Genomic DNA, 25,096 nt, shown 5'->3' on the forward strand with positions numbered 1-25,096 from the left:
TAAAGACTGATAGAATCGGCTATCCGTTGAGGGAACGGAACTCAGAGGGAAGACTCGCATTTATGCTGGTTCTGGGGGAGCAGCCAGGTTGATGGCCCGGCACAAGAAATCGTCGGCGATATCCGTCGGTTGGGAGTATGACCATGCACATCCTGTTTTGTAATTGGCGGGATATGAAGAACCCTGAAGGCGGGGGCTCCGAACGCTACGTTGAATCGATGGCTCATGGTCTCGCCGAGCGTGGACACCAGGTCACCATCTTCTGCGCCGCGCACGCGCAGGCACCCCGGGACGAAGTCATCGACGGTGTCCGTTTCATTCGGCGCGGATCAAAATTGGACGTCTACGCACATGCGTTCTTCGGCATCCTTTTTCGCCGCTTCGGCAAGATCGACCTTGTGGTTGATGTTCAGAACGGGTTGCCGTTCTTCACCCGCCTCGCGACCCGTAAGCCTGTCGTGGTCCTAGTCCACCATGTGCACCGTGAACAATGGCCGGTGGTGTATCCCGGTTTGATGGGCAAGGTGGGCTGGTGGATTGAACGCTGGCTGGCACCTCGCTTGTATCGCAACAGCCCTTACATCGCAGTCTCCGCTGCGACGCGCATGGAACTGATCGAGCTGGGTGTCGACGGATCCAGAATCTCGATCGTTCATAACGGCAACGACCCCGCACCTGTTGTCCGCTCGATACGATCGAAAACACCACGTATATGTGTAGTGGGCAGGCTAGTGCCGCACAAGCAGGTCGAGCATGCCATTGATGCATTGGCCGACCTGGCGCCCGAGATACCCAATTTGATGCTCGACGTTGTCGGCACCGGATGGTGGGAAGAAGAACTTCGCACTTACGCGCGGGATCGTGGCGTCGCCGATCGCGTGATCTTCCACGGCTTCGTCGATGAATCGACAAAGCACGAGATCTACGCGCAGTCGTGGCTGATGGCGCTGCCTTCCCTCAAGGAAGGTTGGGGCATCGTGGTCGGCGAAGCCGGGACACATTCGACACCTACAGTTGCCTATCGGTCCGCCGGCGGGACGACAGAGTCGATCGATGACAAGGATTCGGGCATTCTTGTAGATTCGCCCGAGACGTTTACGGCGGCAATTCGGGAACTACTCTTAAACCCCGATCGGCGAGAATTCCTCGGCCGTGGCGCACTGGCGAAGTCACACAAATTCACGTGGGCAAACTCCCAACAGGAATTCGCCCACGTTTTAGATCAAGCGGTCGCGCAGAAGAACGACTTAGTTATTGCTGCCGTAACTCACATTGGTCGATGAAACCGGAGAATTTCCGGCACTTTGTTGAGACTGAACGACTCCCAATGCGGTTGCACCGGCAAGTCCAAGTCCAACAAAAAAGGCGATAGCTCCACCTGCAATAGTTCCCATAATCTATGTCCTCCCTCAAGGCAATGTCAGCATATCAGCCTAAAAGGGTCATATTCAAAATCGACGCGTTTGGTGAGCTAGAACACCGTTAGGCTGATCGCACCATGAAAGACCTTCCCCCCACCCGTCGCTGGACTCCACTGCTCACGGCTACCCGTCCGCGGCAATGGACTAAAAACCTCCTGGTGATTGCTGCTCCCTTGGCGGCAGGCGTTCTGGACGAGCCTCAAGTGCTTCTGAACACGGTCGGGGCGTTTGTGGCGTTCACGCTTGTTGCCGCCGCCGTCTACCTGAATAACGACACGTTCGATTTCGCTGCCGATCGTCTGCACCCGCGCAAACAACTCCGCCCAATTGCGTCGGGCGCGGTCTCAATCCCGGTCGCCCGCACAGCAGCGGGCATTCTGGTTGCTGGCGGTCTGATCCTCGGCAGCTGCGTCAACCGCGATCTCGGAATTGTGCTCGCGGTCTATGTGCTGCTTCAACTGGCATACGCGCTGTGGCTAAAGCATCAAGCTGTGGTCGACATTACGATTGTGGCTGCCGGTTTTTTATTGCGCGCTATCGCCGGTGGCGTTGCAGCCGAGGTACCGCTCTCACAATGGTTTTTGTTGGTGGCCGCATTCGGATCACTCTTCATGGTCGCAGGGAAACGTTATTCCGAACTTCGCACCTTGGGCACCGAAGCCGGGACACGGCGCAACCTAACCGAATATTCAGAGTCTTACCTCCGATTTGTCTGGAGTCTGGCGGCCGCGGTAACTGTAACGGCGTACAGCCTTTGGGCCTTCGAGATCGCTGGGGACACTGCGATTAATTGGCAAGCCATTTCCATCGCGCCGTTCGTCATGGGCTTGCTGCGTTACGCAGTCGACATTGATCGGGGACTTGCCGGTGAACCCGAGGATGCTGTCCTGCACGACCGAGTCCTGCAGATCATTGCGCTCATCTGGATTTTGGTCTTTTCCATTGGGGTTTACCAGACATAACAAATCGAGCTCATTAGTGGATGGGGCAGAGCCAGTCCGATGTTTCGGAAGCTACCGCTTTAACCGACGCAGAACCAAACCCGTCGCGCCGAACCCAAGCGCCAATAGAGCGGCGGTCCATGCGGCGATCATGATGAGTCGATCGGTGCTATCGATTGCTGTCACCGCCGGCTGGTCGATGGCATACACCTCAATGCCTGTACCCGTATACAAGCGTTTCATCCCCGTCAAAGTGTCGGCTGGGATCTTTCCGGCGTCGGTCTCGACGACAACGATGCCAATCCCCTCGCGGGCCAACAGGTTGGCCGGATGTGGGCTATCCAAGACCTTGCCAATTCGCGCGGCGCGCGGGTCCTCCCCTGCAATCGGCTTGTTCGACACCAATAGAACGTCGTTGGTCACGGTGGTTCGGCCGAAGAAACGTCCCCCCGGATCTAGGACTGGAGTGCTGCGGTTCCATTCGGGCCGGCGGTATGCCGAGAACGGCAAAATCAACACGTCGCCGGGTAGATCGCTTGACACGATTGTCTGCCGAGCTGCCGTCCAGCTGGCTGGATAACTAGCTGGTTGGAGCTGGCCGCCGACTCCCCAAGCGAGGTCTGGGAGCGCGATGACGGGCAGCAGGATGACGCCTACCGCTGCGAACTGTCTGAGTTGCCGGCCGCGGATCCGTTTCCCGAGCCCATGAAGGCCATGGCCGAAGGCAATTGCTTCCAACGGCACGAGTAGGAGCAGATAACGCGTGCCATCACGCAGAATGCCTGCAGCCGGTACGTGGCGCACGAAGTCCGCCATAATCCCGGGTGCGAGCCAGCCACTGAGTGCAAGCGCGAGGCCAATCGCGCCTGCGCCACCAAGGCCGACAAGCAGTCGGCGATCTCGTTGCCACAATTCAAGGAGCCCGATGATTATGATCGTCCAGATCACAACCGCGAACACGGCTGTTGTCACGAAGGTGCGCGAATCGGGAACCACGTCGGTGTTCCAAATGCCGCCTAGACTCAACGCTGCTCCGAGCTTGCCGAGTTGCCCCTCGGGCTGAAGGTCGAACAGCGCCACTGCGGCACTGTCGGATCGGGCAATCGCCGAATGCAGTAGACCCGCGACTAGCCACGGCGCGTTGACGGCAGCCGCAATAACGGCGAGGCGCGCTGTCTGGCCGGGCTTCTTCACGGCAAACCCGATCAGAATGCCCATCAGTCCGGTGGCCGGACTCAACGCGGTGGCCAACAGTGCGAGTGGGACACCCGGATGCCGCACTCCCGCGTCGCTTCGAATTGTCAGGATCAACCACGGGATCGCGGCGTATGCCAACAGAAGCGGCCACTGTCCCAGCGCCAGTCGTTCGGCGACAAAAGGGTTCCAGGCAAACAAGGTTGCGGCGGCAAGTTGTGCGGCAAGCGGCTGCGTTTTCATCAAACGCCCCATGCCCAGTGCCGATCCGAACACGACAGCGAGCAGCACCGTTTTCTGAACCAGCATCGCCGGGACTATCGCACCGAGCAAAGCAACGAAGGCGTCCGAGGGTACGGCCCTAGGCAACGCGGTACCAAGTCCCCAAAGGTCTGGCCGAGTCAACGAAAGGTGGGGAACCCAGACCATGTCATAGGACAGCACGTAACCCGGACGCAGCAACGGCGCGCATACGAGCAGCGCAAGCACTATCGACCACGTCGGCAGAACAAAGCGACGCACTTGCATGTGGTTGCCCCTTCGCAAGACGTGAACCGGTCACGGCTATTGTGCCGTGGTGACGTCCAACAGCGGGTCAGCCCCGGCCCGTATCCCCGGAGGGGCAACAGTCGCCGCCGGAATGATGGTCATGAACGTGGCCATCTACGGCTTCAACATCGTTGCCGCTCGCGCTTTGCTGCCGCGAGAATTCGGCGCATTGACGGCGCTATTCGGCATCATTCTCGTCGGCAACGTGGCCTCACTCGGATTGCAAGCTACGACTGCTCGCAGAATTGCGGTCGCGCCAGACCGGGCGGGCGACATCATTAGCAACACGATTCGCGTCACCGTCGCTACCGCCGGGTTGGTCGCCGCATTGGTGGCTGCGTCAACATTTGTTCTGACACCGATGCTAAAGCTCGGCACCTACTGGCCGGTCATTTTGTGCGGTGCGACGCTCTTCCCGTTGACCGTCATGGGGGCACAGGCCGGAATCGCCCAAGGCACCTCACGGTGGAAGTCGCTCACGTCGATCTATATTGCAAATGGGGTTGGCCGACTCGTGGTTGGGGCCGCGGCAATTGCAATCCACCCGGGCGTTGACTCCGCCATGATCGGTATCGCGCTGGGCGCTTGGCTGCCGGTTCTGGCCGGAACGCGATTGTTCGCACTCCGGAAATCCGCATCCCAACTAACCAGTCGTCGCAGTCTGGTCCGCGAGGCCGCCCTCGGCACACACGCACTATTGGCCTATTTCGTGCTCAGCAATGCCGACTCGATCATTGCGCGCAACCTGTTCGATGCACATGAGAGCGGCCTGTATGCCTCTGGTCTGATCGTGGCCAAGGGTGCGCTGTTCCTGCCGCAATTTGTCAGCGTCGTGTTCTTCCCTGCTCTTGCTCGGGCCGAATCACTGTTCGCCCGCCGTAAGGCCACCATTTTGGTTGCCGCCTTCGGCGCGCTGACCGTCATACTCACCGCTGCGCTCCCCCGGTTGGCGCTGGTGTTCGTTGGCGGTGACAAATACGCGGCCATCACGTCACGACTATGGCTGTTTGCGCTCGCCGGCTCGATCCTGGCAATCGTTCACCTGCTCACATTTGACGCGCTGGCACGACGCGCGCACGGAATCGTCGTCATGCTGTGGATCGCCGTCATCGCGGTGATTGGCTGCGCCTACGGGTTCGGGGTCGGAATCACCGGTCTGATCCTCACAATGGCCTCGGTCGCCGCCGTACTCGCCACGATCGTCTGGTTCGTACCGACAACATCGGAACAATCTGGCTGATCGGTCGCTCCGCTCAACGGAGCGGTTAGTGACCGGCGGCCTGCCAGGAGGTGCCGATGCCGACCGAGACGTCGAGCGGAACGGAAAGATCCGCAGCCGCGGCCATCTCGCGTCGTACGAGTACCTCCACCGTTTCAAGTTCACCGGCGGCGACTTCCAGGAGGAGTTCGTCGTGGACCTGAAGCAGCATGCGTGAGGTCAGACCTTCGGACCGGAGCGCGCGATCGACGCCGAGCATCGCGACCTTGATGATGTCGGCCGCCGAACCCTGGATCGGTGCGTTGAGTGCCATTCGTTCGGCCATGTCGCGGCGTTGCCGGTTGTCGCTATTGAGATCGGGCAGATAACGCCGGCGGCCCATGATCGTCGCGGTATAGCCGGTTTTGCGCGCTTCTTCAACGACGCCATGGAGATAGTCGCGCACTCCCCCGAAGATCGCAAAATAATCATCCATCAACACTTGTGCCTCGCCCGGGCTGATGCCCAGTTGTTGACCAAGACCGTAGGAGGACAAGCCGTAGGCAAGGCCGTAATTCATTGCCTTGATCCGGCTACGCAACTCACCATGAACCTCATCGGGCTCGACGCCGAAAACCTTGCTCGCGATCCGCGTATGAAAATCCGTGCCCGAGCCGAAGGCCTGAATCAGGTCGGCATCCTCAGACAGGTGCGCCATGATGCGCATCTCGATCTGGCTGTAGTCCGCGGTCAGGAGCGTTTCATAACCCGAGCCCACCACGAAGGCGCCACGGATCCGACGCCCTGACTCGGTGCGGATCGGAATATTCTGCAGATTGGGATTATTGGAACTCAGCCGGCCAGTGGCTGCGATCGTCTGGGCGTATGTCGTGTGGATGCGGCCATCGGACGCGATCGTCTTGCGCAACCCCTCGATCGTCTGCCGCAGCCGGATGACATCGCGATGGTCGAGCAGATGCGCCAAGAAAGCGTTCTCGGTCTGGGCGAACAACCACTGCAACGCATCGGCGTCGGTCGTGTAGCCGGTCTTGGTCTTCTTGGTCTTGGGCATGTTGAGCTCATCGAACAGCACGACCTGCAACTGCTTGGGTGAACCGAGATTGATCTCCTTGCCAATCACCTTGAACGCCTCGGCCGCGGCATTCTGCACTCGGGCCGAAAACTCGGATTCAAGCTCAGCCAAGAAGTCATCGTCAACTGCGATCCCGACTCGTTCCATCTCGAACAGAACGTCCAGCAGCGGCAATTCGAGCTCAGTCAGCAGGCTCGTGCCGTCCTGCTCGGCGAGTTCGGCGCCCAGCACGCTGCTGAGGTCGAGCACGGCACGCGCTCGGAGCATCTGCGGTTCGGAGTCCTCGGCCACGCCGTCCAGCGCGAGTTGCCCCTGTGCGCTGTCGTCCTCGTCGCGAAGCTCCCGCTTGAGATAACGCATCGTGAGATCAGCCAGATCATAGGCGCGCTGATCGGGCCGGAGCAGGTAGGCCAGCAAAGCCGTGTCACTGCTGAGCCCATGCAGTTGCCAGCCCTGCGCAGCTATCGCATGCAGCGGACCCTTGGCGTCATGCAGCGTCTTCGACCGATCGGGATCGGCGAGCCAGCCAGCCAGCGCAGCATCATCATCGGGCGACAGCGATTCGATCTTGATGTAGGCGGCCGCGCCCGACTCGACCGCCAAGGCGATTGTGTCGAGCCGGCCAGTGCCGCCGCCCCAATCACCTGAGACCTGCACGCCAGTGGTGACATCACGGACGGTGTGGGTATCGAGCCAGTTGCGTACACCACCGGAACTGATGGTGGTGCCGTCGATACTGAAGCCGCTGTCGGTGCTGATGCTTTCCTCGCCGAACACGCCAAACAGACGCTCCCGCAACGCTTGGAACTCGAGGCTGTCAAAAACCTGGTGCACCGCTTCGCGGTCGAGCTCGGGCATTGCCAGATCGGCTGGGCCGGTCGGCAACTCCAAGTCACGAATCAGAGCATTAATGTGCCGGTTGCGCACAACATTGTCTAGGTGATCGCGCATCGACTGGCCGGCTTTGCCGGGGATTTCATCAACCCGGTTGATGATCTCCTCAAGCGAGCCGAATTGGCCTAACCATTTGGCCGCGGTCTTCGGTCCGACCCCTGGGACGCCGGGCAGATTGTCACTCGCCTCGCCCACCATCGCCGCAATGTCGGGATACATTTCCGGCATGACGCCGTATTTCTCCTGCACAGCCTGCGGTGTCATACGCGCAAGATCAGACATGCCCTTGCGCGGATAAAGGACAGTCACATTGTCGTTGACAAGCTGGAAGGCATCACGATCACCCGAACAGATCAACACCTGCATGCCCGCGGCATCGGCTTGCGTCGACAACGTGGCAAGGATGTCGTCGGCCTCGAAGCCGTCTTTCTCAAACGTCGTGATGTGCATCGCGCCAAGGACCTCTTTGATCAGCGGAATCTGACCCTTGAATTCCTCGGGCGACTTGGCGCGCGTTCCCTTGTATTCAGGGTATTCGTCGGTACGAAACGAGTGCCGGGAAACGTCGAAAGCTACCGCGACGTGGGTGGGCTGTTCATCACGCAGGACGTTGATGAGCATCGAGGTGAAACCAAAGACCGCATTGGTCGGCTGCCCTGTCGTCGTGGCGAAATTTTCCACCGGCAGCGCGAAAAATGCGCGATAGGCAACCGAATGTCCGTCAATAAGAAGAAGTCGATCCACGCCCACGACTCTAGTCGCAACTGCCGACGAGAAATCCACCCCCGGAGCGCCCGGCACCGCATAGGGCCGGACCGGGCCTATTCGGTCAGGGCCTATTCGGTCAGGTCTTGGAGGTCCGAACGGTACGAATCGAGTTGCCGGCGACGCAATGTGCGGCGTACTGCGATCAATTTGCCGGTGTCACGCGATTTGGTGGCCTTGGTGGAGAACTTGGCCTGCAATTTGCTGGCCTGAATTGCTCGTACGGTCGACACCTGACTGAAGCCGAGTTTGGTCAGGAACCTGTTCGGCTCTCGCGAATGAGCCGGCGAAATGGCAGCAACCACTTCGCAGTTCGCTTCGTCACCATATTTGGCTGCTGCCGATAGCAAGGTCGACGCGACAGATCGGCGCCGACAATTCGGCATGACCTGCAGATCCGTGACCACCAACACGCGGGTGAGATTGATCGGTGTCGTGGTGATTAGCCCACACATCGCCGCGCCCACGACCTCGCCTTCCATCAATGCAAGGTAGATGCGGCGTTCAGGATTGGCGATATTGAGCTCGAGGGCCGCGGCGGCCTCGGCAACACCGGGCTCTTGCCACAATGCGCTCGCGGCGAGCGTGTCTACGCCCTGATCGCGCGACGTCGTGGCACATTCACGCCAGAGTACGATCAGCGCAGCCGCATCCTCGCGGTCCGCCATACGAATCGTGATCGACGATCGAGACGACATGGCTCATCCATTCCTGAAAACTCTGTGCTGACTGTTCAGCGGGAAATATGCGGGAGTCCCCAGATCCACAACATCGGCTGAGGTGCCAGACTACGCCGAGGAGTCGAAGCGTCGCCAACCAGTCGGGAGTCCAGTTCCATGTTCATCGGAATCGGCACCGTCACGAATATCGCGACAGTGCTCATCGGCTCAGCTTTTGGTCTCCTGATCGGGCACAAACTTAGTCTTCGTACCCGTGCTCTGGTCACCGATGCACTCGGCCTCGTGACGTTGCTCATCGCCGCTCAGGCCGCCATGGAGATCGCCAAGCCGGCTGTCGCCGCTGCCGTCGGCAACAGCGCGCCAGTGCTGCTCGTGCTCGGTTCCTTGGCTTTGGGCGGCATCCTCGGATCGTGGCTACGGATCGAAGATCGGCTCGAATCATTCGGCGGTTGGTTGCAGGGCCGACTTGCCCGCGGGAGCCATGGCGCGGCTACCGAGCACAAGGATCGCTTCATCGAGGGCTTCGTCACCAGTTCACTCGTATTCTGCATCGGCCCGCTGACGATCCTGGGATCGATCAATGAAGGCATCGGCAACGGCCCCGACCAACTGTTGCTCAAGTCTGCGCTCGACGGATTCGCGTCCCTAGCCTTCGCCGCTTCACTCGGCATCGGCGTCATGGCATCGGCACTGTCAGTCGGCATAGTCCAGGGCGGGCTGACTCTGGTCGGAGTCGTCCTCGGCTCGTTCCTGCCGGAAGCGCACCTGATGGTCCTCACCGCAACGGGCGGGTTGATCCTCATTGGCGTCGCACTACGACTGCTCAACGTGAAGAACATGGCGGTTGGCGATTTGCTACCCGCACTGGTCTTGGCGCCCTTAGCGACGCAACTTGTTGTCGTTCTGCGCTGACCACTTATCTTCGATAGTGTGCCGTTTTGGAAACGTTGCCGAACTGCAACATATGAAAATCCGTTATCGACCCCGATGTGACGCATCTGACACCGTGAGGTCGCTATGATCCTCGGCAGACAACATTCAGTCAGACATACCTATAGGTGACAGGAGTTGAATGTGCGACTGCGACACGCAGCAATTTTCGCACTTCTCATCGGAGCGTTATTTGTTCTGATCGGCGCAAGCCCCGCCACTGCAGATGACGCAACCCCCGTCACTGTGATCAGCGGAAAACTCGTCGACGCATCGAACGACCGGGCCCCAGTGCCCGGGGTGACCATCAATGTCACGACCGGCGACGGTCAGACCTTGTCAGTCGTCACTGATGCCGAAGGAAGTTACAACCTCGAAGTCCCCGCGGTGGGGAAGACAACTATTGCGTTGGACACCGGAACCTTCCCCAAGGGCGTCAAAATGGACGAAGGTGCCCGGACCGAGCTGACCTTGGAATTGGACGCTGGCCGGGGCCAATTCACCCCGATTTTCGATATCGGCAATAACGGGGTCCAAGCCACTACCTGGATCGACCGAGTACCCCAGATCGTCTACAACGGCCTGTATTTCGGCATCATTTTGTCGCTCGGTTCGCTGGGTCTGTCGATGATCTACGGAACGACCGGACTCTCCAACTTCGCGCACGGCGAACTCGTCACCTTCGGTGCGATCGTGGCCTACACGTTTAACGTGACGCTGGGCATCAACATTTGGATCGCGGCGGTGATCGCCATGGTCCTGTCGGCGGGCTTCGGATTCGTCCAAGACACGCTCTTCTGGCGAAAGTTGCGGCATCGCGGGACAGGCGTCATCGCCCTGATGATTGTGTCGATTGGCCTGCAGTTCCTGCTGCGCAACGTCTTCCAGTTCTTCACCGGTGGTCGCACGCTCAACTACGGCGAATACACGACGCCCCGAGGGATCGACCTCGGCCCAGTCACCTATTCGATTCGCGATCTGGTTTTGATGGCAGTCGCAATCGCAATGCTTACCACCGTCATCGTCGGACTGCAGCGCACCCGAGTCGGCCGCGCCACCCGCGCAATCGCCGATAATCCGGACCTGTCCGCATCGACCGGCATCAACGTCGACCGGGTCATCACCGTGGTCTGGACCATCGGCACTCTGCTGGCCGGCACCTGCGGCATCCTGCTTGGCTTCAGCCAATCGGTGAAGTTTGACCTCGGCGCCCAGATCCTGTTGGTCATGTTTGCCGCGATCACCGTTGGCGGCCTCGGCTCGATTCCAGGGGCGATCATTGGCAGCCTGCTGGTCGGCCTACTGATTGAGATGTCAACGCTCGTCATACCGTCCGAACTCAAGATCGCTTCGGCGCTGTTCCTGCTGATCTTGGTCCTGCTGGTCAGACCTCAAGGCCTCTTCGGCCGAAAACAACGAATCGGATAGGCGGGAGGACATCATGGACGTCATCACAAGTGCTTTACAGGCCGGTATTTCGGTTTCGGCAGTCTACTTCTGCCTCGCCGCAATCGGTCTTAATATTCAGTTTGGGTACGCGGGGTTGCTCAACTTCGGCCAAGCGGCATTCCTGGCTGTCGGCGCCTACACCTTCGGCGTTGCAGTTGCATCGTTCAATGTGCCGTTCTTCGCAGCGGTCGCGATGGGGCTCGTCGGATCAGGGCTGCTTGCGCTCGTCCTCGGCGTTCCGACGCTGCGGTTGCGGGCTGACTATCTGGCCATTGCGACAATCGCTGCCAGCGAGGTCGTACGCCTGTATGTCGGCGCGGCCCACAAGGACCAATTCCACGGTCGCGACGGCGTCTCCGGATTCACCGCGGCGTTCCGTTCGGCCAATCCGTACACCAGCTCATTCCTCGGCTTCCGACCCGGCGATCTATGGGTTATGACGGTCGGTTGGATCATGGTCATCCTCGTCAGTGCGTTTGTCTGGCTGTTGATGCGTTCCCCATGGGGCCGTGTCATGAAGGCAATCCGTGAGGATGAGGACGCAGTACGAAGCCTCGGCAAGAACGTCTACTCCTACAAGATGCAGGCGCTTGTCCTCGGCGGCGTCGTCGCATCTCTCGGTGGCTTCGTGCTTGCCTGGGGGCAAAACTCGATCCAACCGGACAACTTCAACCTCGACCTGACCTTCATCGTCTACACAATGTTGATCCTCGGTGGTGCGGCCCGGGTATTCGGTCCGATCTTCGGCGCGGTCGTCTTCTGGTCGCTGCTGTCGCTCATTGGCGGAATTCTTACGAAGCTGACCAACGGCGACGATCCGATCATGCCAACCTGGCTGATGACGGACAATCAAATCGGTTCGGTCCGGTTCATGATCGTCGGTATCGTACTGATGGCACTCATGATCTACCGCCCACAAGGGGTCTTCGGAGACCGAAAGGAGATTGCGCTCGATGCCCGCTGACAACGATGCAATCCTGGTGGCCGATAACGTCACCCGCACATTTGGCGGTCTGACCGCCGTCGACGTCGACCATGTTGAGGTCCCCCGGGGCAAGATCACCGCCCTGATTGGTCCCAACGGCGCCGGCAAGACGACGTTCTTCAACCTGTTGACCGGATTCGACGAGCCCGACTCGGGCGATTGGACCTTCAACGGCAAGAAGATCGCCAAGACTCCCGCCCACAAGGTCGCGCAACTCGGCATGGTGCGTACCTTCCAGCTGACCAAGGTGCTCTCGAAGCTCACGGTGCTGGAGAATATGCGCTTGGGCGCCACCCACCAGAAGGGCGAGCATTTCCTGACCGCACCATTCAAACGGCTGTGGAAGGGACAGGAGGACGAAATCACCGAGCGCGCTCGTGACCTCCTCAAGCGGTTCAAGCTCGACACCAAAGAAAATGATTTCGCCGGCTCACTGTCAGGTGGTCAGCGCAAACTGCTCGAAATGGCGCGGGCGCTCATGGTCAATCCCGAACTCGTCATGCTTGATGAGCCGATGGCCGGCGTTAACCCGGCGCTGAAACAATCACTTCTCGGTCACGTCAAGTCACTGCGCGAAGAGGGCATGACCGTGCTTTTCGTCGAGCATGACATGGACATGGTGCGCGATATCTCCGATCATGTGATCGTTATGGCCCAAGGCAAGATCATTGCGCAGGGCACTGCCGACGATGTCATGGGCGACTCCCGAGTCATCGATGCCTATCTGGGCGAACACCATGACATGGACATCACCGACGAACGCGCTGATCTGGAGAATTCATGACAGTCGAAGAAATCCCCGGTCCCGACGACGGGCGGACGGTCGCACACGTCGAGGGACTCCCCGAGGTCGAAGAAGGACGCGCGGAGCACCTGCGCTGTGCTGAGGGTGCGATCCTGCGAGCCGATAACCTTATCGCCGGTTATCTGCCGGGGGTCGACATCCTCAACGGAACCGACCTCTACTGCCAGGAGGGCGAACTCGTTGGCATCATCGGTCCCAACGGTGCTGGCAAGTCGACCCTGCTCAAGGCGCTCTTCGGGCTGGTCACCATCAGCACCGGATCGGTGCAGCTGCGCAATGAGGAGATCACCAATCAGCGTGCCGATGCGTTGGTCTCGAAAGGCATCGGATTCGTTCCGCAGACCGAGAACGTGTTCCCGAGTCTCACGATCGAAGAGAATCTGCAGATGGGCTGCTATCAGGCCCCGAAGCTGTTCGACGAGCGGTTCACGTTCGTCGGCAACCTCTTCCCTGCGCTGATGGATCGCAAGCACCAACGGGCCGGTTCGTTGTCCGGTGGTGAGCGTCAGATGGTCGCGATGGGCCGTGCGCTCATGATGAACCCGTCGGTACTCCTACTCGATGAGCCGTCCGCCGGCTTGTCACCGCAACTCCAGGACGAGGTATTCGTACAAACGCGTGCGATCAACCGTACCGGCGTCAGCGTCATCATGGTCGAGCAGAACGCCCGGCGCTGCCTGCAGATCTGTGATCGGGGCTATGTCCTCGATCAGGGCCGCAACGCATACACCGCGCCCGGTCGTGACCTCATGAACGACCCCAAGGTCATCCAGCTCTATCTGGGCACCCTGGCCAAGAAGCGCTAACCAGTTCGCCCAAGTCTGTCCTCGGTTCGTCGAGTGGCACGTACCTGGGCTCATTTCGCTGATTTGAGCCCAGGTACGTGCCACTCGATGGGGTTTAGGCCGAGGTGAATCGGCGCAGCCGGCGAAAGAGCGCGGCTGTGCCCGCGCCCGACAGGGCCGACTTGTCGAACTCTTCGCGCCAGAGCTTCAACCGGGCCCGATTGTGCGTCAGCCCCTTGGCGACTTCGGCATCATGGATGATCATCTCGGGTTGTCGGCAAATCTCGCTTGCGGTATATCCGTAACGCTCCCACCTGATCCGCGCAACGTCCTTTTCCCGTCGAAGGTCATCTTGATGTTGGACACGCTCCCGGTGTCCGGCGCCGTCATATTCAGCGAGCCGGTTGGTCCCCACAATCCGCAGATCACCCCGCGCAATGAACCGTCCGTGATCGTCGTTGAGCAAGTACTGGGAGACGACCGGTATGCCGGATAGTTCGTGTAACAAACGCAGGATCGTCTCCCACGGTGATTCGCTGTTCGGATCGGCCGCGAGAATTGCTCGACGCAACATCCGAACACCGCGCCGGCGAGGTATGACCGCACGCTCGAGCTCTGGCATGGTCGTGGCGCCGGAATGAAGCGCACTGTCGATGAGCACGGTCAGGTCGAGAAAGCACAGGTCTTCGGCACATTCGATGATGGTCCGACATGGTGCGGTCAAGCGAAGCCCGTCAACTTCATCTCGGTCGGTTGATTTGAGCTGACATCTGCGCTGGTAGACGCCCTGCCGCACCAAATGGTTCGAGTCAGCGGGGTTGCTCACGATGAGCGGGATGTCGCTCACGGCATACGGAAGCCACCAACCACGCAGGGCCGCGGCGGTCAGATGGGTGAAAACCCCATCTGCAGTCAGGACGTGCTGATAAGCGGAGCACGAGCTGTGCAGGTCAGTCGCGTAGCCCGGCGGCAGGTACAGCTGGCGGCACGGCCTAGTCCAGCCGGGTCCATTAAGTTGGTCCGGGGTGAGGCCGAATTGGGCCTCGGTGCCGAAAACGATGGGATGATCTGGTGGGTCGACTGGTCGATGCATCCTCCCACCGTGACCGAGCACAGCGCCCGCCACGACCCCCAATTCGCAACTTGTGGACAACCCCGACCGTCCACAGCCCCATTGGACTCATCTCGCCGAGTTTCCCTTACCGAACTTCGTCGAGTGGCATGTACCTGGGCTCATCTCGCTGATTTGAGCCCAGGTACGTGCCACTCGGCGGGGGGCTGGGCCAGGTGCGTGCCACTCGGCGGGGTGCTGGCCCAGGTGCGTGGGCATGAAGAAGGGGCCCGGCCCACCGAAGTGGTCCGGACCCCTTGCTTGATTTGCTAGATGTCAGCCTTTATTTGTGCGGGCCAATGCCTACCTTGACCATTTCAGGAATGATCTTCTTGGTCTCATCGAACGAGACAACAACAACTGCGTCGGGCTTGGAGTCCTTGACAGCCGCAACCTCGGCCGTGAAGTTGGCCGCATCCGGTGCGTAGAACTTCTTGACCGCAACCTTGCCGCCAGCTTCGGTGAAGAACTTCTCAATGTTGTTAGCCAGCGCTTCACCATAGGATTCCTGGCGAGCGAGGATAGCGATGTTTTTGCCGCCATCTTTCGCCACGAGGTCCGCCATGACTCGGCCCTGAAGGATGTCAGAGGGCGCTGTACGGAAGAACAGGCCCTGATCCTTGTAGGTGTCGAATGCTGTCGACGTGTTCGCCGGGGAGATCTGCATAACGCCAGCGTTGACGATCTTATCGATCACCGAAAGCGAAACGCTCGACGATGCAGCACCCAGAACGACGTCTGCCTTTGCTTTGAGCAACTTGTCAGTTTCACCCGGAGCAATGTTGGGAGTTCCGTCACCGGAATCAGCCTTCACATGCTTAACGGGATTGCCGAGTACGCCGCCATCAGCATTCATTTCCTTGACAGCAAGGTCAACGCCAGCGATCTCCGGAGGGCCGAGGAACGCAAGGTCACCCGTCTGCGGAAGCAGCGAGCCAATGATGAGGTTTCCGTCGCCCTTGGGCGGAGTGCCCTCGATTTCCTGACCGGCAACAGGATCGCCGCCGGAGGTCACTTCACCGGTCACGTAATCGACCGGCTTGTAGTTGTTGTCCTTGCCGTACTTGAAAATACCAATCGTGGCCGCCGACGGGCTGCCGGTGCCGTTGAAGTTGATCGGTCCGCTGACACCGTCATAGTCGATGTCGGTGCCGGCCTTGATCAGCTTGAGGCAATCAGCAAATGTCGTGCACTTGGTGCCGTCTGCCGAAGCGTTCTGCATTTCCTTGGCGATTGCCTTGGAGTTATCGCTCTTGGCGATCTCGGCAGCGAGCGCAGACACAATGACCGCGTCATATGATTCAGGGCCGTAGGTGTAGTTCTTGAGTGACGGGTCAACCTCAAGCATGCGCTTCTTGAAGTCGTCGCCGAGCTTGGCGCCTGGATAGGTAGCCTTGACGCCTTCAAGCGTGCCCGGATCGAAGCTCTTGCTGTAGTCGGCAGTGTTGCCGTCGACGAAGTAGACCGGCATGTTCAGCGCTGAACTATCGCTGGCTGCCTTCTTGTCGCCGGAACCGGAACCGCCACCGCATGCGGCGAGCACAAGCGCACTCGCAGCGGCAACAGCGGCTACAGTTGCCAGTTTGGAAGGGCGTTTCATATATCCTCCGCATTTATTTGGTCCGAAGATCGTGAACGGTATGTTCGGCGATCGGTTCGGGCTCTGTGACTGCGATCACGAAGCCTTGTGACTGAAACCTAGTCGCCCGAGGTGTCATCGCGGTGGAGTTTCGACGGGTAATCGTGTTTGTATCCGTTTTGTAACCATGATCGGCTCATTCGGAGCGTTTTTGACCAATTTCGGGCCCGTTCGCAATGACGCTTTCAGCAACATGCCGCATCGAGAGACGCAAATCCATCGCTGTTTTCTGAATCCACCGGAATGCATCGGGCTCGCTGATCGCCAAAGCTTCTTGAAGTATGGATTTGGCCCGCTCGACAAGTTTGCGAATCGCCAATTGCTCGTTAAGGTCCGAAACCTCGGCCGCGAGTTGCTGGATCTCTTCGAAGCGGCTGCGCGCCATTTCGATCGCCGGGACCAGATCAGACTTCGAGAATGGTTTGACCAGGTAGGCCATCGCGCCAGCATCACGAGCTCGTTCGACAAGCTCACGCTGGCTGAACGCCGTCAGCATAACCACCGGCGCGATGCGCGCCGCCGCGATCTGGCCAGCTGCAGCAATGCCGTCGAGCTTTGGCATTTTGACGTCCATGACGACGAGATCGGGCCGATGCTCAAGGGCCAGGGCCACGGCCTGTTCGCCGTTCGCAGCCTGCGCCACGACCTCATACCCCTCTTCGGCCAACATTTCGGCCAGATCGAGGCGGATTAGCGCTTCGTCCTCCGCGATGAGTACACGTAGTGCCGACGTGCCAGGGCCCGATGCGTCGTTCAAGACATTCACGTGAGAAGGTTATCCGGCAGCAAATTTCCGGCTTGGTTTGGCCGACTGGAAAGTGGCTCACCAGCCGCTTCGTGCGGCAACCTGGCCGGGTTGGCGGAATGGTAGACGCGATGGTCTCAAACACCATTGTCCGAAAGGGCGTGTGGGTTCGACTCCCACACCCGGCACCGAAACGCATGCATGTCTCAAGCTGACGCTTGGGACATTTTGCGTTCGGTGCCGACGCAAGTGTTGGCGGTGCCGGCTTGCCGGCTGGTGAGATACAAGTTCGCGGGACCACAAGCGGCACGCAACCTGCTACTCACCCCCAACTCAGACCTTGCGGGGCTCAGGAACAAGATCACCGTAGGCAGGCGCCTTGCGGTTGATTGCGTCGCCCATGTTGTGGATCCGCAGCGCGTTTGTCGAACCGGGGATTCCCGGCGGGCTCCCAGCGACGATGACGACCTGTTGTCCTTCAGAGCAGCGACCGATCTCTAATAGCGCCTTGTCAACCTGCTTGACCATGTCATCAGTGTGCTTGACATACGGCACCTCGAACGTCTCGATCCCCCAGCTGAGCGCGAGTTGCGAACGGACGAGCGGATCGGGGGTAAAAGCGATCACTGGAACCCGTGAGCGGTAGCGGGTCATTCGTCGCGCCGAGTCGCCGGTCGTCGTGAAGGCAACCAGATATCGCGCGTCGACGGCTTCGGCTACATCGGCCGCAGCCCGGCAGATGACGCCTCGTTTGGTGTGGGGGCGCCAGGTGAATGCCGCCATCAGCGGCAATCCATGTTCCTCGGTCGACTGGATGATCCGCGCCATCGTCTGGACCGTGACGATCGGATATTCACCGACGCTCGTCTCGCCGGACAACATCACGGCGTCGGCGCCATCGAGGACAGCATTGGCAACGTCAGATGCTTCGGCTCGTGTCGGCCGCGGCGAACTGATCATCGACTCAAGCATCTGTGTTGCCACGATGACCGGCTTGGCGTTGCGACGGGCCTTCTGGACGATCAACTTCTGCACGATCGGGACGTCCTCGAGCGGCAGTTCCACGCCGAGATCGCCACGGGCCACCATGAAAGCATCGAAGGCGTCCATGATCTCATCGAGATTATCGACCGCCTGTGGCTTCTCAATCTTGGCGATGATTGGGCGCCGGATATCTTCTTCGTCCATGATCTTGCGGACGTCATCGGCATCCTTGCCCGACCGCACGAACGACAGCGCGATGAAGTCGACGCCCTGCCTCAGCGCCCAACGCAAATCGGAAATGTCCTTCTCGCTCATCGCCGGAACGTTGACCTCAACACCGGGAAGATTGATGCCCTTGTGATTGCTGGCGGCGCCACCAATTTCGACCGTTGTTGTGACGTCGGTCGCGCTGACGGCGGTGGCACGCAACCGGATCCGGCCATCATCAATCAAAATCTCGTCACCGAGACTCACATCGCCGGGCAATCCTTTGTAAGTGGTCGAACTTCGCTCCACAGTGCCCAAAACGTCGTCGATCGTGATCGTGAACGTCGCGCCCTTAACCAACCACACCGGGCCGTCGGCGAACGTGCCAAGCCGGATCTTGGGGCCTTGCAGGTCCGCAATTATTGCGATCGCTTTGCCGACCGAATCGGTCGCTTTGCGCACGTGGGCATAGACCTGTTCGTGGTCGGCGATCGTGCCGTGGCTCATATTGAGTCGCGCCACATCCATACCCGCCTCAGCGAGCGCCAAAATCCGTTCGTACGTGTCAGTTGCCGGGCCGAGGGTACAGACAATCTTCGCTCTTCGCACGCCTCTACCCTAGCCCCTCGCTGCTTCCGCGCCGAACCCCATCACACCATCATCGAACGGGTTGTTGGCTCGATCGGAGCCGGCAAATTTCGCTCTCCTGACAACCACGCATCGACGCCCGACGCGGCCGAACGTCCCTCGGCAATCGCCCATACGATCAGCGACTGACCGCGGCCAGCATCACCGGCAACGAACACGCCATCGACACTCGTCATAAAGTTCTTGTCACGGGCAACATTGCCGCGCGCATCAAGGCCAACACCGAGTTGTTCGATAAGTCCCTCCTGCTGCGGACCGGTGAATCCCATCGCGAACAGCACGAGTTGCGCGGGGATCTCGTGATCAGTTCCAGGCACCTCGATGAACTTGCCGCCGGTGAACTCAACCTCGACGAGATGAAGGGCACGGACAGTTCCCAAAGCGTCCCCGAGGAACTCCTTGGTCGAGACCGAGTAGACCCGCTCACCGGCCTCCTCATGTGCCGAAGAGACGCGGAAGGTCATCGGATAGGTCGGCCAAGGCTGCGATTCTGGCCGGTCGGTCCCCGGATGCGGCAAGATCTCCAGCTGGGTGATCGTACGGGCGCCCTGACGCGTTGCGGTCCCCAAGCAGTCCGATCCGGTATCGCCGCCGCCGATGATCACCACGTCCTTGCCGGTGGCAACGATCTGATTTTCGACCGTCTCCCCCAGCGCGACACGATTGGCTTGGGGCAGGAACTCCATCGCCTGGTGTACGCCGTCGAACTCGCGTCCCGGCACCGGAAGCTCTCGACGAATCGTCGAGCCGATGGCCAGGATGACGGCGTCATAGCGATCCCGCAATTGCGAGCCGGTCAGCGTGTCGCCGACCTGCACCCCGGTACGGAACACCGTGCCCTCACGCTCCATCTGATCGATGCGGCGATCCACATGGATCTTTTCCATCTTGAACTCCGGGATGCCATAACGCAGCAACCCGCCAGCTTTATCGTCGCGTTCGTAGACCGCGACGGTATGGCCAGCGCGAGTCAACTGCTGGGCCGCGGCGAGGCCGGCTGGGCCGGACCCCACGACGGCGACGGTCTTGCCGGTCAACCATTCCGGCGGTTCGGGGCGTACGTTGTTGCGCTCCCAAGCTTTTTCGATGATCGATACTTCGACATTTTTGATCGTGACGGCATCACGGTTGACCGCAACGACGCACGCGGTTTCACACGGTGCCGGGCACAACCGCCCGGTGAACTCGGGGAAGTTGTTGGTCGCGTGCAACCGGTCCATCGCGTTGTCCCAATCGTCGCGATAGACGAGATCGTTCCACTCGGGGATGAGGTTGCCCAACGGGCAGCCACTGTGGCAGAACGGCACGCCACAATCCATACAACGGCTGGCCTGATCGGTGATGATCGGCAATAGTGCCTTACCGATCCCGCCGGGATAAACCTCGTTCCAGTCGTGGATGCGCTCCTCGACCGGGCGGTGGGGTGCTTCCTCGCGCGGGTGTTTGATGAAACCTCTGGGATCAGCCACGTGCAGCCACCTCCATCATTGACGCTGTCGTATCTTCTTCGGACATTCCGGCCGTCTCAGCCGCCGCCTGTGCTTCGAGCACGAGCCGGTAGTTGCGCGGCATGACCTGGGTGAATCTGCCAACCGCAGCAGGCCAATCGCCCAGCAACTGTTCCGCGATGGCTGAACCGGTCTCCTCGACGTGTCGTTGGACTAGAACCCGCAACCGTTCGGCCGCTTCCTCCCCCACCGGGGTCAATTCGACCATCGCGGTGTTGACCCGCAACTCATCGAGATTGAGCAGATAGGCAACACCGCCACTCATGCCGGCGGCGATATTGCGGCCGGTGCTGCCAAGGATCACGGCGACGCCACCCGTCATGTATTCCAGCGCGTGGTCACCGACCCCTTCGACGACGGCCGAAGCGCCCGAATTGCGCACGCAGAAGCGTTCGCCGACCCGACCGCGGATGAAAATCTCACCGCTAGTAGCGCCATAGCCGATGACGTTGCCAGCAATAATCTGCGCTTCAGCGGTGAACTGGGCGTCGCGCGGCGGACGCACGATGATCCTGCCGCCGGAGAGCCCCTTGGCAACGTAGTCATTGCCCTCTCCTTCTAGTCGCAAGGTGATCCCCTTGGGCAGGAAGGCGCCGAAGGACTGGCCGGCCGCCCCCGTGAAGGTGAGGTCAATCGTGTTCTCGGGCAGGCCCGCACCGCGATAACGCTTAGTGACTTCGTGACCGAGCATCGTGCCGACCGTGCGGTTGACGTTACGGATCGGTAGTTGTGCCCGAACCTGCTCACCACGCTCGAGCGCATCGGCGCTCAAGGCGATCAGCTGATTGTCGAGGGCCCGATCCAGCCCGTGATCCTGCGTCGTCGTATTAAGCAACGAAGCGCCCTCAGGTAACTCGGGTCGGAACAGGATCGGCGACAAGTCAAGACCATCAGCCTTCCAATGGTTGACCGCCTTGCGCACGTCGAGTGCTTCGACGTGACCGACCGCCTCAGCGATCGTACGAAAGCCGAGCCGGGCCAGATGTTCGCGGACTTCCTCGGCGATGAACTGGAAGAAGTTGACGACGAACTCGGGCTTGCCGGAGAACGTCGCGCGGAGTGCTTTGTTCTGCGTCGCGATGCCGACCGGGCAGGTGTCGAGGTGGCAGACCCGCATCATCACACAGCCACTGACAACCAATGGCGCGGTGGCAAAACCGAATTCCTCGGCGCCCAGCAGGGCCGCAACAATCACGTCCCGACCGGTCTTCAGCTGGCCATCGGCTTGAACCACGATCCGGTTACGCAGTCCGTTGAGCAATAGCGTCTGCTGGGTCTCGGCGAGGCCGAGCTCCCACGGACCGCCGGCATGCTTGAGCGACGTCAATGGCGCCGCGCCTGTACCGCCGTCGTGCCCGGAGATCAGTACAACATCCGCGTGCGCCTTCGAGACCCCGGCGGCAACCGTGCCGACCCCGACTTCCGCCACCAATTTAACGTGCACACGGGCACTCGGATTGGCGTTTTTGAGATCGTGGATAAGTTGCTTGAGATCCTCGATCGAGTAGATGTCATGGTGCGGCGGCGGCGAAATGAGACCGACTCCGGGCGTCGAATGACGGGTCTTGCCGATCCACGGATAAACCTTCGGGCCGGGCAGCTGGCCGCCCTCGCCGGGTTTCGCACCCTGCGCCATCTTGATTTGGATGTCATCGGCATTTGTCAGATATTCACTCGTCACACCGAATCGTCCCGAGGCGACCTGCTTGATCGCGGAGCGACGTTCTGGGTCATACAGGCGATCGGCATCCTCGCCGCCCTCGCCGGTGTTGGATTTTGCCCCCAACCGATTCATCGCGATCGCGAGCGTTTCGTGCGCTTCCTGGCTGATCGAGCCGTATGACATCGCACCGGTTGAGAACCGTTTGACGATCTCACTGACCGGCTCGACTTCGCTGATGTTGATCGGCATACGGCCGTTCTGCACGAACTCGAACATTCCGCGCAACGTCATCAACCGTTCGGCCTGATCGTCGATGCGTTGGGTGTATTGCTTGAAGATGTCGTAGCGACCGGTACGCGTCGAGTGCTGCAGCCGGAACACTGTCTCGGGGTCGAAAAGATGCTCTGCGCCGTCACGACGCCATTGATATTCGCCACCGCTGCTGAGTTGCCGGTGCGGGGCCGAAATGCCGCTGGTTGGATAGGCCAGATCGTGCCGGCTGCGCACTTCCTGCGCGATCGTGTCCAGCGTGATGCCATCGATTTGTGATGCCGTGCCGGTGAAATATTTGTCTACGACCGCATGCGACAGACCGATCGCCTCGAAGATCTGCGCACCAGTGTAGGAAGCGACCGTCGACACTCCCATCTTGCTCATCACTTTGAGCACGCCTTTGCCGAGCGAATAGACCAGGTTCCGGACCGCTTGCTCAGGTTTGACGCCGGTGATCTGAACCTGATCGCGGGCGAGGTCCTCTGCCGTTTCCATGGCCAGATAGGGGTTGACCGCAGTCGCACCGTAGCCGATCAGGAGTGCTGCGTGGTGCACCTCGCGGACATCTCCGGCCTCGACGATGAGACCGGCCTGAGTGCGTTCCTTTTCGCGGACGAGATGGTGGTGAACCGCGCTGGTCAGCAACAGCGACGGGATCGGTGCAAGTTCGACATTGGAGTGCCGGTCAGATAGCACGATGATGCGTGCGCCGTCAGCAATTGCCATCGACACCTCTGCGCAGATCTCAGTCAACTTGGCTTCGAGCGCCGCTCCCCCGCCATTGACCTCATACAGACCACGTATGACGTAGATCGCGAAGCCGGGCAGGTCGCCGTCCCGGTTCATGTGCCGGATCTTGGCGAGCTCATCATTCGTGATGACCGGGAACGGCAACTGCAGCATGCGGCAGGAAGCCGCGGTCGGATCGAGCAAATTGCGCTCAGGCCCGATCGTGCCGGCAAGCGAGGTGACAAGCTCCTCGCGGATCGCGTCCAGCGGTGGGTTGGTTACCTGAGCGAACAATTGCGTGAAGTAGTCGAACAGTAGACGTGGGCGCTCCGCAATCGCGGCAATTGGTGTGTCGGTGCCCATTGACCCGATCGGCTCAAGGCCATTGGTCGCCATGGGCGCGATCAGGATGCGCAGTTCTTCCTCGGTGTAGCCAAAAACCTGTTGGCGCCGAGACACCGAGGCGTGCGTGTGGACGATGTGCTCCAGGTCGGGTAGGTCCTCGAATCGGATCAGCCCCGAGTAGAGCCATTCATCGTATGGCTGTGCCGACGCAAGATCATTTTTGATCTCTTCGTCCTCGATGATGCGATGCTCGTCGAGGTCGATGAGGAACATTTTGCCCGGCTCCAGGCGGCCCTTCCGGGTGATTGTCGACTGGTCGATATCAAGGACACCGGCCTCCGAAGCGAGCACGACGAGACCATCCTCGGTGATCAAATAGCGGCCCGGGCGCAGACCGTTGCGATCAAGCACCGCGCCGAGTTGTGTGCCGTCGGTGAAGACGACACAGGCGGGGCCGTCCCACGGCTCCATGATCGAGGAATGAAACTCATAGAACGCACGCTGTTTGGCGTCCATGTCGTGATTGTTCTCCCATGCCTCCGGGATCATCATCATGATCGACTGCGGAAGTGACCGGCCGCCGAGATGCAGTAATTCGAGCACTTCATCGAAGGATGCAGAGTCGCTGCCCGCGGGATCGACGATCGGGAAGAGCCGTTTGAGTTCGCCGGGAATGACGTTGCTGTCGAGCAGCGCCTCGCGCGCCCGCATCCAGTTACGGTTGCCGCGCGCGGTGTTGATCTCACCGTTGTGGGCGATGAAACGGAATGGATGCGCCAGCGGCCAGCTCGGGAACGTGTTGGTTGAGAACCGGCTGTGGACGATCGCCATGGCCGACAGCATTCGTTCATCGACCAAATCAGGAAAGAAAATCTCGAGTTGGTCGGTGGTCAACATTCCCTTGTAGCAAAGTGTGCGCGCCGACAGTGTTGGGAAATAGACGGCTGCCTCATGCTCAGCACGCTTACGCAGGCAGAAAGCAAGTCGATCGAGCGCGATGCCCATGACCCGGCCACGCGCACCTTCAACGAATAACTGGCTAAACGACGGCATCGTGGACCGCGCAGTGGCGCCCAGCCGCGACGAATCAATTGGAACCTCACGCCAGCCGAGCACGCGGAGATTCTCTTCCTCAGCGAGCTGTTCGATCTGGGCTCGTGCAGCGGCTGCCTCGGCGGCGTCCTGCGGCAGGAAGGCAGTGCCGACGGCATACGCACCAGCAAGCGGCAAGTCGAAACCGACCACCGCGCGCAGGAAGCCATCGGGAATCTGCAGCAAGATGCCAGCGCCGTCGCCCGAATCAGGTTCGGCGCCAACCGCGCCTCGGTGATCGAGATTGCGCAGTGCGGTGAGGCCTTTCGCGACGATGTCGTGGCTGGGCTCGCCGCTCAGAGTGGCAACGAAAGCAACGCCACAAGCATCATGCTCATTGCGCGGATCGTATAGACCTTGTGCTGGGGGAAATGTGGTCACTAGGGCCCCTTGTTCACGTCGTCAAATGGTGATGGATTCAACCGGGGACGACATTGGCCCTAGTCAGCGTCACCAGTTTACA

Annotated in this window: 17 protein-coding genes and 1 tRNA gene; 9 read left to right on the forward strand and 9 right to left on the reverse strand. The window is 60.1% G+C overall.

Features of this window, described 5'->3' with window-relative positions; translation table 11 throughout:
* The first annotated feature begins 137 nt into the window (after positions 1 to 137).
* Both AC2YB9_RS11005 and AC2YB9_RS11010 read left to right on the forward strand, forming a co-directional pair.
* Positions 138 to 1,283 (forward strand): glycosyltransferase family 4 protein, encoded by a 1,146-nt coding sequence (locus AC2YB9_RS11005; RefSeq protein WP_487265389.1) that lies wholly within the window; start codon positions 138 to 140, stop codon positions 1,281 to 1,283.
* 215 nt (positions 1,284 to 1,498) lie between these two features.
* The gene (locus AC2YB9_RS11010) at positions 1,499 to 2,383 is read left to right on the forward strand and encodes a decaprenyl-phosphate phosphoribosyltransferase (protein ID WP_487265390.1); all 885 of its coding nucleotides are present in this window, start codon (positions 1,499 to 1,501) and stop codon (positions 2,381 to 2,383) included.
* 51 nt (positions 2,384 to 2,434) lie between these two features.
* On the opposite strand, the gene AC2YB9_RS11015 is transcribed toward AC2YB9_RS11010, so the two are convergent.
* Positions 2,435 to 4,084, reverse strand: a complete 1,650-nt coding sequence (locus AC2YB9_RS11015) for an MmpA family trehalose lipid delivery protein (RefSeq protein WP_487265391.1) — start codon at positions 4,082 to 4,084, stop codon at positions 2,435 to 2,437.
* A 49-nt stretch (positions 4,085 to 4,133) separates the two neighbouring features.
* On the opposite strand from AC2YB9_RS11015, the gene AC2YB9_RS11020 reads away from it, so the two are divergent.
* Positions 4,134 to 5,345, forward strand: coding sequence for an MATE family efflux transporter (locus tag AC2YB9_RS11020; protein ID WP_487265392.1), 1,212 nt, complete (start codon positions 4,134 to 4,136; stop codon positions 5,343 to 5,345).
* Positions 5,346 to 5,370: 25 nt separating this feature from the next.
* On the opposite strand, the gene polA is transcribed toward AC2YB9_RS11020, so the two are convergent.
* On the reverse strand, positions 5,371 to 8,034 hold the full coding sequence (polA, locus tag AC2YB9_RS11025) for a DNA polymerase I (protein WP_487265393.1): 2,664 nt from the start codon (positions 8,032 to 8,034) through the stop codon (positions 5,371 to 5,373).
* A gap of 92 nt (positions 8,035 to 8,126) precedes the next feature.
* Positions 8,127 to 8,753, reverse strand: coding sequence for an N-acetyltransferase family protein (locus AC2YB9_RS11030; RefSeq protein WP_487265394.1), 627 nt, complete (start codon positions 8,751 to 8,753; stop codon positions 8,127 to 8,129).
* Positions 8,754 to 8,891: 138 nt separating this feature from the next.
* Between AC2YB9_RS11030 and AC2YB9_RS11035 the strand changes: the two genes are divergently transcribed.
* From AC2YB9_RS11035 to AC2YB9_RS11055, 5 genes are all read left to right on the forward strand, one after another.
* Positions 8,892 to 9,647, forward strand: coding sequence for a DUF554 domain-containing protein (locus AC2YB9_RS11035; RefSeq protein ID WP_487265395.1), 756 nt, complete (start codon positions 8,892 to 8,894; stop codon positions 9,645 to 9,647).
* Between the two features lie 162 nt (positions 9,648 to 9,809).
* Positions 9,810 to 11,093: an ABC transporter permease subunit gene (locus AC2YB9_RS11040; protein ID WP_487265396.1), complete on the forward strand. Its 1,284-nt coding sequence runs from the start codon at positions 9,810 to 9,812 to the stop codon at positions 11,091 to 11,093.
* 13 nt (positions 11,094 to 11,106) lie between these two features.
* A complete protein-coding gene (locus AC2YB9_RS11045) occupies positions 11,107 to 12,078 on the forward strand; it encodes a branched-chain amino acid ABC transporter permease (protein ID WP_487265397.1) in 972 nt (323 codons plus the stop codon).
* Entirely contained in the window at positions 12,068 to 12,883 is an 816-nt protein-coding gene (locus AC2YB9_RS11050; RefSeq protein ID WP_487265398.1) for an ABC transporter ATP-binding protein, read from the forward strand. Before AC2YB9_RS11045 ends, AC2YB9_RS11050 begins: the two co-directional genes overlap by 11 nt.
* A complete protein-coding gene (locus tag AC2YB9_RS11055) occupies positions 12,880 to 13,710 on the forward strand; it encodes an ABC transporter ATP-binding protein (RefSeq protein ID WP_487265399.1) in 831 nt (276 codons plus the stop codon). The genes AC2YB9_RS11050 and AC2YB9_RS11055 overlap by 4 nt, the downstream gene beginning before the upstream one ends.
* A gap of 94 nt (positions 13,711 to 13,804) precedes the next feature.
* Here AC2YB9_RS11055 and AC2YB9_RS11060 read toward each other — a convergent pair whose 3' ends face one another.
* The 3 genes from AC2YB9_RS11060 to AC2YB9_RS11070 form a co-directional block, all read right to left on the reverse strand.
* Positions 13,805 to 14,782 (reverse strand): hypothetical protein, encoded by a 978-nt coding sequence (locus AC2YB9_RS11060; protein WP_487265400.1) that lies wholly within the window; start codon positions 14,780 to 14,782, stop codon positions 13,805 to 13,807.
* 301 nt (positions 14,783 to 15,083) lie between these two features.
* Positions 15,084 to 16,400 carry an ABC transporter substrate-binding protein gene (locus AC2YB9_RS11065; RefSeq protein ID WP_487265401.1) on the reverse strand — a complete coding sequence of 439 codons (1,317 nt, stop codon included), beginning with the start codon at positions 16,398 to 16,400 and terminating at the stop codon, positions 15,084 to 15,086.
* Positions 16,401 to 16,575: 175 nt separating this feature from the next.
* Positions 16,576 to 17,205: an ANTAR domain-containing response regulator gene (locus AC2YB9_RS11070; protein ID WP_487265402.1), complete on the reverse strand. Its 630-nt coding sequence runs from the start codon at positions 17,203 to 17,205 to the stop codon at positions 16,576 to 16,578.
* Positions 17,206 to 17,289: 84 nt separating this feature from the next.
* Here AC2YB9_RS11070 and AC2YB9_RS11075 point away from each other — a divergent pair.
* Positions 17,290 to 17,372, forward strand: a tRNA-Leu gene (locus tag AC2YB9_RS11075).
* 145 nt (positions 17,373 to 17,517) lie between these two features.
* Here AC2YB9_RS11075 and pyk read toward each other — a convergent pair.
* The 3 genes from pyk to gltB are packed head-to-tail and all read right to left on the reverse strand — an operon-like array spanning position 17,518 to position 25,014.
* Positions 17,518 to 18,984 (reverse strand): pyruvate kinase, encoded by a 1,467-nt coding sequence (gene pyk, locus AC2YB9_RS11080; RefSeq protein ID WP_487265403.1) that lies wholly within the window; start codon positions 18,982 to 18,984, stop codon positions 17,518 to 17,520.
* A 41-nt stretch (positions 18,985 to 19,025) separates the two neighbouring features.
* The gene (locus tag AC2YB9_RS11085) at positions 19,026 to 20,492 is read right to left on the reverse strand and encodes a glutamate synthase subunit beta (protein ID WP_487265404.1); all 1,467 of its coding nucleotides are present in this window, start codon (positions 20,490 to 20,492) and stop codon (positions 19,026 to 19,028) included.
* Complete coding sequence (gene gltB / locus AC2YB9_RS11090; RefSeq protein WP_487265405.1) at positions 20,485 to 25,014, reverse strand: glutamate synthase large subunit; 4,530 nt, start codon at positions 25,012 to 25,014, stop codon at positions 20,485 to 20,487. Before gltB ends, AC2YB9_RS11085 begins: the two co-directional genes overlap by 8 nt.
* Positions 25,015 to 25,096: the final 82 nt, after the last annotated feature.

This window comes from Aeromicrobium changchenzhani (assembly GCF_057586615.1).

Bases quoted from the DNA above. Each gene is read 5' to 3' on its own strand.
- AC2YB9_RS11055 (WP_487265399.1), top strand. From the start codon at position 12,880: ATGACAGTCGAAGAAATCCCCGGTCCCGACGACGGGCGGACGGTCGCA.
- AC2YB9_RS11050 (WP_487265398.1), top strand. From the start codon at position 12,068: ATGCCCGCTGACAACGATGCAATCCTGGTGGCCGATAACGTCACCCGC.
- AC2YB9_RS11030 (WP_487265394.1), bottom strand. From the start codon at position 8,753: ATGTCGTCTCGATCGTCGATCACGATTCGTATGGCGGACCGCGAGGAT.
- AC2YB9_RS11015 (WP_487265391.1), bottom strand. From the start codon at position 4,084: ATGCAAGTGCGTCGCTTTGTTCTGCCGACGTGGTCGATAGTGCTTGCG.
- AC2YB9_RS11005 (WP_487265389.1), top strand. From the start codon at position 138: ATGACCATGCACATCCTGTTTTGTAATTGGCGGGATATGAAGAACCCT.
- AC2YB9_RS11060 (WP_487265400.1), bottom strand. From the start codon at position 14,782: ATGCATCGACCAGTCGACCCACCAGATCATCCCATCGTTTTCGGCACC.
- AC2YB9_RS11010 (WP_487265390.1), top strand. From the start codon at position 1,499: ATGAAAGACCTTCCCCCCACCCGTCGCTGGACTCCACTGCTCACGGCT.
- AC2YB9_RS11045 (WP_487265397.1), top strand. From the start codon at position 11,107: ATGGACGTCATCACAAGTGCTTTACAGGCCGGTATTTCGGTTTCGGCA.
- AC2YB9_RS11035 (WP_487265395.1), top strand. From the start codon at position 8,892: ATGTTCATCGGAATCGGCACCGTCACGAATATCGCGACAGTGCTCATC.
- AC2YB9_RS11065 (WP_487265401.1), bottom strand. From the start codon at position 16,400: ATGAAACGCCCTTCCAAACTGGCAACTGTAGCCGCTGTTGCCGCTGCG.